Source organism: Candidatus Rhabdochlamydia sp. W815 (genome assembly GCF_018642185.1).
In the GTDB taxonomy this organism is placed as follows: domain Bacteria; phylum Chlamydiota; class Chlamydiia; order Chlamydiales; family Rhabdochlamydiaceae; genus Rhabdochlamydia; species Rhabdochlamydia oedothoracis.
Window position 1 is genome coordinate 23,949 of sequence record NZ_JAAVTY010000004.1, and the last position, 9,513, is coordinate 33,461.

General features: G+C 34.7%; 8 protein-coding genes. 2 read left to right on the forward strand and 6 right to left on the reverse strand.

Annotated features, from left to right (window positions below; genetic code table 11):
• Window positions 1-54: 54 nt before the first annotated feature.
• The 3 genes from RHOW815_RS00915 to RHOW815_RS00925 all read right to left on the reverse strand — a co-directional run bounded on the left by RHOW815_RS00915 (window position 55) and on the right by RHOW815_RS00925 (window position 2,401).
• A complete protein-coding gene (locus RHOW815_RS00915; RefSeq protein WP_215216499.1) occupies window positions 55-465 on the reverse strand; it encodes a hypothetical protein in 411 nt (136 codons plus the stop codon).
• A 359-nt stretch (window positions 466-824) separates the two neighbouring features.
• Window positions 825-1,475: a hypothetical protein gene (locus tag RHOW815_RS00920; RefSeq protein WP_215216500.1), complete on the reverse strand. Its 651-nt coding sequence runs from the start codon at window positions 1,473-1,475 to the stop codon at window positions 825-827.
• 383 nt (window positions 1,476-1,858) lie between these two features.
• A complete protein-coding gene (locus RHOW815_RS00925; protein WP_215216501.1) occupies window positions 1,859-2,401 on the reverse strand; it encodes a hypothetical protein in 543 nt (180 codons plus the stop codon).
• A gap of 510 nt (window positions 2,402-2,911) precedes the next feature.
• Between RHOW815_RS00925 and RHOW815_RS00930 the strand changes: the two genes are divergently transcribed.
• Complete coding sequence (locus RHOW815_RS00930; RefSeq protein WP_215216502.1) at window positions 2,912-4,024, forward strand: aminotransferase class I/II-fold pyridoxal phosphate-dependent enzyme; 1,113 nt, start codon at window positions 2,912-2,914, stop codon at window positions 4,022-4,024.
• On the opposite strand, the gene hemG is transcribed toward RHOW815_RS00930, so the two are convergent.
• Window positions 4,010-5,377: a protoporphyrinogen oxidase gene (hemG, locus tag RHOW815_RS00935; protein ID WP_215216503.1), complete on the reverse strand. Its 1,368-nt coding sequence runs from the start codon at window positions 5,375-5,377 to the stop codon at window positions 4,010-4,012. The genes RHOW815_RS00930 and hemG overlap by 15 nt on opposite strands.
• A gap of 22 nt (window positions 5,378-5,399) precedes the next feature.
• Between hemG and hemF the strand changes: the two genes are divergently transcribed.
• On the forward strand, window positions 5,400-6,221 hold the full coding sequence (gene hemF, locus RHOW815_RS00940) for an oxygen-dependent coproporphyrinogen oxidase (RefSeq protein ID WP_215216504.1): 822 nt from the start codon (window positions 5,400-5,402) through the stop codon (window positions 6,219-6,221).
• Here hemF and hemE read toward each other — a convergent pair.
• Together hemE and tkt are read right to left on the reverse strand one after the other, a co-directional pair.
• On the reverse strand, window positions 6,211-7,227 hold the full coding sequence (hemE, locus tag RHOW815_RS00945; protein ID WP_215216505.1) for a uroporphyrinogen decarboxylase: 1,017 nt from the start codon (window positions 7,225-7,227) through the stop codon (window positions 6,211-6,213). The genes hemF and hemE overlap by 11 nt on opposite strands.
• Window positions 7,224-9,212, reverse strand: coding sequence for a transketolase (gene tkt, locus RHOW815_RS00950; RefSeq protein WP_215216506.1), 1,989 nt, complete (start codon window positions 9,210-9,212; stop codon window positions 7,224-7,226). Before tkt ends, hemE begins: the two co-directional genes overlap by 4 nt.
• Window positions 9,213-9,513 lie beyond the last annotated feature (301 nt).

Genomic DNA, 9,513 nt, shown 5'->3' on the forward strand with positions numbered 1-9,513 from the left:
CTACATCTAGAAAGCGTAAGGTGAGTTAGTCATTAAATAACTGTTCTAGCCGGGTTATTCCGGGTTATTCTTGATCTTCTGCCTTTGATAAAGGGCACTGTTTTGCATTTCTTTAAATACATCTGCAAAAGAACTTTCTAGAATGCGCACTTCGGGGTTATTCTTGATCTTCTGCCTTTGATAAAGGGCACTTTTTTGCAGTTCTTTAAATAGATTTGCAAAACAACTTTTTAGCATGTGCTCTTCGGGGTGCACTTCTTCAAAATTATAATACCCAAATGATACTAAATATGTACATTTGGATAATATTGATTGAACAACATGATTTATAGACTGAAGACTATACTGCCTAGCATCAGAAATTTTATGAAAAGCCCTTCCCAAAAAGGTGCTCTTTTGAAGATTTTGCGTAGGATTGTCGATTATCTCTGGAAGGTTCTGCACCGAAGTAATACTACTCATCATTCATACCTTGGGTAATTTATTTTAACAAAAGACTAAGTATATATTTAACTATTTTTTTAGTTAACTTCTCCATAATAAACAAAATTTACTTTTGTAGTAGAAACTTCCCTTAATAGAAGCTTTTAAGAAAAATTCCAGAAAGCAATAACTCCTCTGCATTTTCTTTGTAACTAAAGAGACTTTCTTCTCTTAGAGCCTGTTTAAAATCTTTAGCAACTTTCTTCTTTGAACTTCTTGCATAACCCCTTATTTTAAAGCTCTCATTTATAGATTCCTATCTTAACAAAAGCATTTCCAGCTATATCTCTCAAACAATCATATCTCATGGACTAAAATCCTTTAAAATTTTAGATTGTTTATTAGTTCTCAAATAAATCTTTTACTTTTTTCAGACCCTTACGAACTCCCTTAAGTAGATTTGGGCTAAGTCCGAGATTGGGAGGGGGAAATTTCTTACGTTCTTCATCGCTAGATTCAGAATGTTCCTGTCTTGCTACATGACTAGCATCTTCATTTAATGAGCATCTAAAATGATTATTACTACCTTCTAATGTAGGACTGATCTCATCTTCTTTTGGAAAATTCTGTGTAGAATTATTGTTAGATTTCGATTTTTGTAGTGGTGGTGGTGGTGGTGGTGTTGTTGTTGTTGTTGTTGTTGGTGGTGGTGGTGGTGGTGGTGGTGGTGGTGGTGGTGGTGGTGGTGGTGGTGACAATGATCTCTCTGAAATGGTAGAATTTGTTGGTTCATTGCCTTCTACAAAATTGGTCTGACTTGAAAAGAGATAGCTCTTTAGGCTATCTAAATTATAATGCCCAAATGATATTACATATATGCATTTGGATAATATTGACTGAGCAACTTTATTTATAGACTGGATAATATATTTTCCCCCATCAGTAATTTTATGAAAAGCTCTTCCATGCAAAGAGGTGCTCTTTTGAAGATCTTGCGTAGAATTTGCACTGTTAACCTCTTGAGAATTCTGAACTGAAGTAGTACTACTCATAAATTTATGCCCTACGTAATGTATTTTAACAAAAGATCAAATATATAAATTTTAGCTAATTGAATTAGCTAACTTTTTTAGTTAAAAAGCATTAGAACTAAAAGTTTGAAAATCTCTTTTAGTTTGCTTTTCTATACAAACAAAATATTAATATTACTTATTTCTGAAGTAGAAACCTCTTTCAAATAGAAGCTTTTTAAGAAGGATTCCAGAAAGCAATAACCTCTCTGAACTTTCTTTGTAACCAAAGAGTTTTTCTTCTTTTGGAGTATTTTATTAAACGAGCTTTAAAATAGTTTATTGGATTATTTGTTTTCTTTTTTCGATTAGAAATAAATGAGCTGATTTTTTTAATAAATGTACTTAATCTTGCCATTTTTAATTTACCCTTGTTCATTTACAGATTTTTCCATTGCCTTAAGCCTTTTCTCGGGAGTCTTTGAATGAGTGGATAGAGTAAGCGTTTCTGCTACTTTTTCATAAAGTTCTTGATAAAGAGGATTGGAGGCGTCTGGAGAACGAAACTTTCTCAAAATAGAAGAATTCACAGACACATTACTCTTACACCTTTTAAGCTTAGATTTGGCTTCTTCTAGATCTTTATTAGGCACATCATTTCCTAAACTACCATGCTTATTAAGCTTGGATTGAGCTAAATCTTCATGTGTTTTTGAACTGTTATCAGAATTCTCTAGAGAACCCTTAATAGAAAAACAACCTTTTAGATCATCTAATGTATATCGCCCCAATGACCCTACATATATGAAATTAGACAGTATAGACTGCGTTACAGAACCTATAGAAGAGATTAAGTAATTTGTGGTTATATAAACCTTAGTAATAACTCTTCCTATTAAAGAACCACTTTCTTGTAAGGGAGACCCCAAATTATCGGGGTAATTATTGGAAATGTTTGAAATACCCATAATCCTATAAAAATTTAATCTAATTGTTAAAGAAGATAACTGTTTTTTAGAAACTTTTTGTGTAAATAGAACAAAAAATATTTTACACTGTTTGGTAACAAATTTGATGGATTTATGCCCGCTCTCTTTAAAACTACGATAATGACTAAAATTGGATGGAATCCTTTTTTTAAAAGAGAAATATTTTCTAGAAATCTAACTCTTAGAGTTGATAAAACAGCATTTTTTTCATCATAAAATTCCAATATAAAATATTGTTAATTTCTTATTAAATTAATATATATATATTAACACCGCTTTATAATTTATATTATTATTATAAATATAATTAAGATCAACATCTTTTAATTTTAATAAGTAAATGATAAATGTATTTGTTAAAAATATTGTGAATACTTCCTCTTGTTTTTTTCTCATCTGGATTTTCTTATGCTGTAATTTTTTCTTGAATTTTATACCTCGATACGTGAAAAGTTTTAAAATAGTAAAAAATAAATTGAAACGAGGATTATGAAAAGCAATCCATTAGATATGCAAGAAAGTGTATTCCAAGAAGACGCATTACTTCCTTTAAGCCCAACTCATGTGATTTGGCAAGGAAAAAAAATGCTCGATTTTTCTTCTCAAGATTTTTTAGGATTATCTAATCACCCAGATCTGAAAAAACACATGATTAAATATTTATTGCATTACGGCAATGGAGTCTGTTACCCGGAAATCCCAGGGAGTTTTATCGAATGTCAAAAAACGCTCGAAACAAAAATTGCAGAACTAATCAACATGCCTTATTTGTATTTTTTCTCGAATCGTTATTTAGCACTATGGCATCTGCTCTCTTCATTAAGTTCTGATGTTCTTTTACTGCTTGCTGATGATCTAGATCCTGGTTTAAGTAAAATCCTTTACACTTTCCCTTTGAAGATTCTTACCTATAATCAGAACTCTTTAGCTAGTTTAGAAGCTATTTTAAAAAGAGAAGGGCAATCTATCTGCTCTGTTAAAATGATCTTTTGTGAATCTATTAGTAGTGGCAGTGGGACTTTAACCGACTTAAATTATATCACCTCTTTATCTCAAGCCTACAATGCTTTATTGGTTGTTGATGATTCGCTAGCTTTTGGTGTTAAAGGCGATAGAGGCTTAGGTCTTGCAGCTAAACGAGAGGATATCGATTTAATTTTATGCTCTTTAAGCAATTCTGCAAGTGCAGATGCGGCTTTTCTTGGTTGTTCTTCTTGGATTAAAAACCTCATTAAAAAAAATGTTTTTTATCGAGAATCCAGTGTAACCTATGCTTCTTTAGGTGCCATAGAAATGGCTTTGGAGCTCATCCCTTCTTTAGAAGGGGAAAGGTATCAATTAGAACAGAGATGCCATTGGATAAAAAAACAATTGCAAGGTTATGACATCAGTTCCCCTACACATGTAATCTGCCTACACTTTTCTCAAGAAGAAGAACTTTGCTATTTTTGGGAAAGCCTTTTGCAAAGAGGAATTCTCTCCCAGTGGATGGTCTGCCATCAAAAGAGATCTTATACTCTACGGCTTTTCATTAATATTCACCATACTCCGGATGATTTAAGAATGTTAGTAGAAGAAATCAAAGAATTAAAAAGCGGTTAAAGATTTATGCCAATTCTGCACTGTTTCTTTAGAACAACGAATGCAGTAATCCACACTTACCCCTATTAAATAATTACCTAATAAATAACACCGGGGTATTTTTTTTTGAAATTCAGGATATAGGCTTGCCATTCTTTTTAAGTGGCCTACTGTATATTGAGGAATAGCAGAAAGGGCTCTTTTAAAAGAAACAACATCTGGCTGCATAGAAATTTTTAAGTGTTTACGAATATTTAAAAGCGCGGTTTGAATGGCTTCTTCTTCTGATTGTCCTAAATCTTTAAGTTTAATGGTAAGACGGGTTTCCTGAGGATAATTATTATGTTGTTTTAAAACAGAAGAATCGAATACAACGCCTAAGATATCTTCTCTAGTACAATGAGGTATTAAATACCCAAATCCCTTAACCGGTAAAACATGTTCCTTATATCCAAAGTTAAGAATGATAATTCCCTCGCTTTTCAAAGAGACAAGTTCTTTTCCAAGAGATGGCATATCTTTGATAAAAAGATTTCCTGCTTGCAATGCGGGCAGAGCACAAAATACATAATCTGCGGCAAATTCTCCTTGATTGGTTTTAACAACTACTTTTTTTTCTGTTTGTACAATTTCTTGTGCTTCATGCTGGTAATAAATGGAAGCCGGTGTCTTAGTTAAGAGTGTAGAGGTTAATTGCTCTACCCCTTCGCGAAAAGAAAATATAGCAGATAAAGGAGCATTTGGAAGATAGGAAAATCTTTTAGGTGCTCTTTTTTTTTGCAACCAATTCTTTAAAAACCCTTTGGTTATGCTCCCATATTCTTCTTCCCATTCTTTGAGTTTAGGAAAAAAGGCTTGGATGGAAATGAGTCGAGGATCTCCACCAAAAATTCCTACAACCATCGGATCGAATAATCTTTGGGCTACATCGTAATTAAAACGACGTAAAACAAATTCCCAAACGGTTTCATCTCCCTGTTTAGTAGGGCGTTTCCATTCTGTAATTAATGCTTGAATAAATCCTTTTGTTAAAGGAGACCATAAAAAGGAAATAAGATTTGTAGGAAATTTATATAATTTTTCATTCCACCACAAATATCGATTATGAACAGGTATTTCCGACCAAACCACTTCTTTTAAGAGACCTAATTCTTCTGCCAATTGTAAAGTTGCAGGACATCGATTTATTTTAAATGTACGTGGCCCTTTTTCAAAATGAAACCCTGTTGTATGATCTGTATGAAATAAGCCTCCTATCCGATTTGATTTTTCTAAAATCAAGATATCTAATGGTAAGGAAATTTGGCTTAAATACCAAGCAGCAGATAAACCAGAAATACCCGCTCCTAAAATAATGATCTTCTTTTTCTCCATAATAAACCTTAAAATTTAAGCTATGCAAACAAAAAGCATAAAGGATTGTCCAGATAAAATAAAAGATGAGATAATCAATCATCTAAAAATATTGCAAAAAAAATTTATTACAGCTTTTGAAAGCTTTGAACCTCAAGCCACTTTTATTAAAACTCCTTGGAATTATGCAAAAGGTAGCGGAGGAGGAGAAATGGGCTTATTACGCGGAAAAGTATTTGAAAAAGCTGCGGTAAACTGGTCTGAAATACAAGGAGATCGCTTTCCCATGGCAGATGCAGATGGGGGCTTTTTTGCAACCGGTATTAGCCTAATTACCCATATGTTAAATCCACATGCTCCAACAGCACATTTCAATATTCGTTTTATTCAGACACAAAACAACTTTTGGTTTGGAGGAGGATATGATCTAACTCCCATGGGATTTACCTACCCAGAAGATACTCTACATTTTCATACCACTACGCAAAAAGCACTAGATTCCATAGACAAAAAGATCTATCCTCTCTTCTCTAAGCAGGCAAAAGAGTATTTTTTCATCCCCCATCGAAATAAAGAAAGAGGAGTAGGAGGTATTTTCTTTGACCATTATCAAACAAAAGATCTAGAAAAAGACCTGCATATCTGGAAAACGGTTGGGGATACTTTTTTAAAGGCTATTTTGCCAATCTATACAAAACGCATACAGATGGATTATCAACCCCAGGATAGACAAAAACAACTAGAAATGCGTGCTCATTACGTGGAATTTAACTTGCTGTACGATAGAGGTACAAAATTTGGATTCCTTTCAGGTGGCAACGTAGATGCTATTTTATGTTCCATGCCTCCGCTTGTTAAATGGTAGCTGATTTTGCCATATCGACAAATAACTTGACACTCTCAAAAGGAATATCGGGAAGCACTCCATGTCCTAAGTTGGCAATAAATCCCCTACCTCCTTTCATAGAATTTAGAAAAGAACTCACTTCTTTTTCTATTTCACTAGAAGGTTTTTTTAAGAGCTCAGGCCTTAAATTTCCTTGCAGAGCAATAGAAGATGAAATTTTTTCTCTTAAAACTTTCATAGGTAAATGCCAGTCTAAACTAATAGCTGTCGGCATAAGATCTGCTAATTGCGCATAACGTATACTAGAATCACGACAAAAGAGAATGACAGGAACTACCAATTGCAGCTCTTTTACTATTTGATGCAAAAAAGGCAGGCAAAATTGCTGAAACTCTTCTTCCGAAAGAATACTCGCCCATGAATCAAAAACCTGCACTACATCAGCACCTGCTTGTACCTGAGCTTTTAAGTAGGTAATGGAAGCTTTGGTTAAAATAGCAAGAAGCTCCATGAAACTTTGCGGGTCTTTTTCCATCCATTGTTTTGTATAAAGAAACGGTTCTTTACTAGTAGAATCGATTAAATAGGTAGCAACGGTAAAAGGACCTCCACAGAAGCCGATTAAAGGTACTTGAATCTGTTTTTTTACAATTTGTAATATCTTAAACACAAAGGTCAGTTTTTCTTCAACTGCCTGAGTAGATAATTGCTTTACTTGCTGTTTAGTACGAATGGGGGGATAAATACGAGGTCCGCCTTTATCTGAAAATTCTAATTTAAGTCCAAGACCTTCTGCAAGAACCAAAATATCTGAGAAAACGATCGCTGCATCTACATCTAAAAGGTCTATAGGTAGATAACTAACCTCTGCTGCTAATTCAGGAATATGAAAGAGCTGCCAAAGAGAGTATTTTTTACGTAAAAGCTGATATTGGGGCATGTAACGCCCCGCTTGTCGCATTAACCAAATGGGGGCTCTTTCTACTTTTTCACAACGCAGCGCCCTAAGGAGCAGATCATTCATGACAGCAATCGATTTAAAATAGCATCAACGGTAAACCCAAATTCAGCAGCTAGATCACCCATTGGAGCAGATTCTCCAAAAGATTCCATACTAATAGAGATTCCCTCGGCTCCAATCCACTTAGACCAACCAAAGCTTACTCCTGCTTCAATACTTACTCTTACTCCTAAATCTCCACCGATAATCTTTTTTTTATATTCATCATCTTGAAGTTCAAAAATCTGCCAGCAAGGCATAGAGATCACTCTGACTTCTTTATCTACTTTTTCCAAAGCAATGGCTACTTCTAATGCTAAGGAAACCTCTGATCCTGTTGCAATTAAAGTGAAATCTGGTTTGGTTTGTTCTTTTTTAATAATATAGGCACCTTTACTCATTCCCTCTTCATAAGGCACATTACACACATCTAGCTGAGACAACGCTTGTCTCGATAAAACAAGTATAGAAGGTCCTCGGTAACGAAGAGCTGCCATCCATGCCATTTTCACTTCCCAATGATCCGCAGGTCGAATCAAATGAATATTAGGTATGGCTCTTAGAGAGGCTAAATGTTCAACAGGCTGATGAGTTGGTCCATCTTCTCCCAAAAAAATAGAATCGTGTGTAAACACATAAATCACTTGAATTCTAGAAAGAGCTGCTAAGCGAATAGCATTACGCATATAATCAGAAAAGGTAAGAAAAGTTCCTACATAAGGAACAATCATATTTGTTTCAGCAAGCCCAGTAGCAATTGTTGCCATTCCAAACTCTCTGATTCCATATTTAATGTTTCTGCCTGCATACTGCTCTTTTTCAATAATAGGGAATCTCTTCATCATAGTCATATCAGAGGAAGAAAGATCAGCAGAACCTCCGATTAATTGAGGCATTAAATCTGCTAAAGTGTTTAAAACAACTTGTGAACTTACACGAGTAGCCAAAGGAGATTTCATTTCAATTGCACACAATTTCTCTTCTAAATCATTGGGCAATCTTTTTTCTGCCATTTGAAGAAACAATTTATAAAGATCTGGGTATTCTTCCGACCATTTACGAAACATCTCTTTCCACTTTTGTTCTAAAGCCACACACTTAACAAGTTTTGTTTCAAAAAACTGATAAACAGCTTGAGGAACATAAAAATCTTTTTCAGGCAACCCAAGTGCTTTCTTCGTCTCTTCAATCTCTTCCGCTCCCAAGGGAGAGCCATGCGCTTTTGAGGTTCCTGCTTTGTGGGGAGATCCTTTACCAATAATAGTTCGCATCATGATAAAACAAGGTTTTGTTTGATGATCGCGAATATGCGTAAATATCTCTTCCATCTTATCAAAGTCATAAGCATCTATTTCGAACACATCCCATCCATAAGCGACGTAACGCATCTTTACATCTTCTGAGAATGATTCTGCTAAAAACCCATCTAAAGTTACTCGATTAGCATCGTAGATCAATACCAGGTTATCTAGCCTTAAGTGTCCCGCAAAAGAGCTTACCTCAGAAGAAACCCCTTCCATAATACAGCCATCTCCAGCTAAGCAATAAACCTTACTTGTAAATAATGGGTAATCATCTCGATTAAATCGCTCTGCTAATATTTTAAGTCCAAGCGCTTGACCAACAGCATTCCCAACTCCCTGACCTAAAGGACCAGTTGTAGCTTCTACACCATCTGTAATATGATATTCTGGATGACCTGGTGTTTTAGAATGAAGTTGGCGAAAATTTTTAATATCGTCTAAAGAAAGATTAAACCCCGATAAATGCAGTAAAGAATATAACCACATAGAACCATGGCCTGCGGATAAAACTATCCGATCGCGATTGAGCCATTTAGGGTTTTTTGGGTTATGTCGCAGAAGAGATCCATATAAAAAAGCCCCAAACTCCGCACAGCCCATAGGAAGCCCAGGATGTCCAGAATTCGCTTTTTGAACCGCTTCCATGGAAAGAGAACGCACTGCATTAGCAATTTTACTTAAAGTTTTTTTTAAATCTGCATCCATTTAGAACAACTCCTTAGAGCCTTGTTTAGATGGGATTAAGGTTAACAAACAGCATAAAGAAGAGCAATAGCAAAAAAGAGCTTTATTATTCAGAAATTAAGGAGAATCAAAATACCTAACACGCTAGATAATGTAAATAAGCTGTTATCTTATTCTAAGAGCCTGTTTAAAATCTTTTCAGTGAAGGAATGGCTGAGCTAGGCATTATAGTTATTTAAAATATTATTGATAAAGTTGTATATTTTTCTCCAACAAAATATATGGAGGTAGAGAAATGCCTAAACCTTATTCAATGGATCTA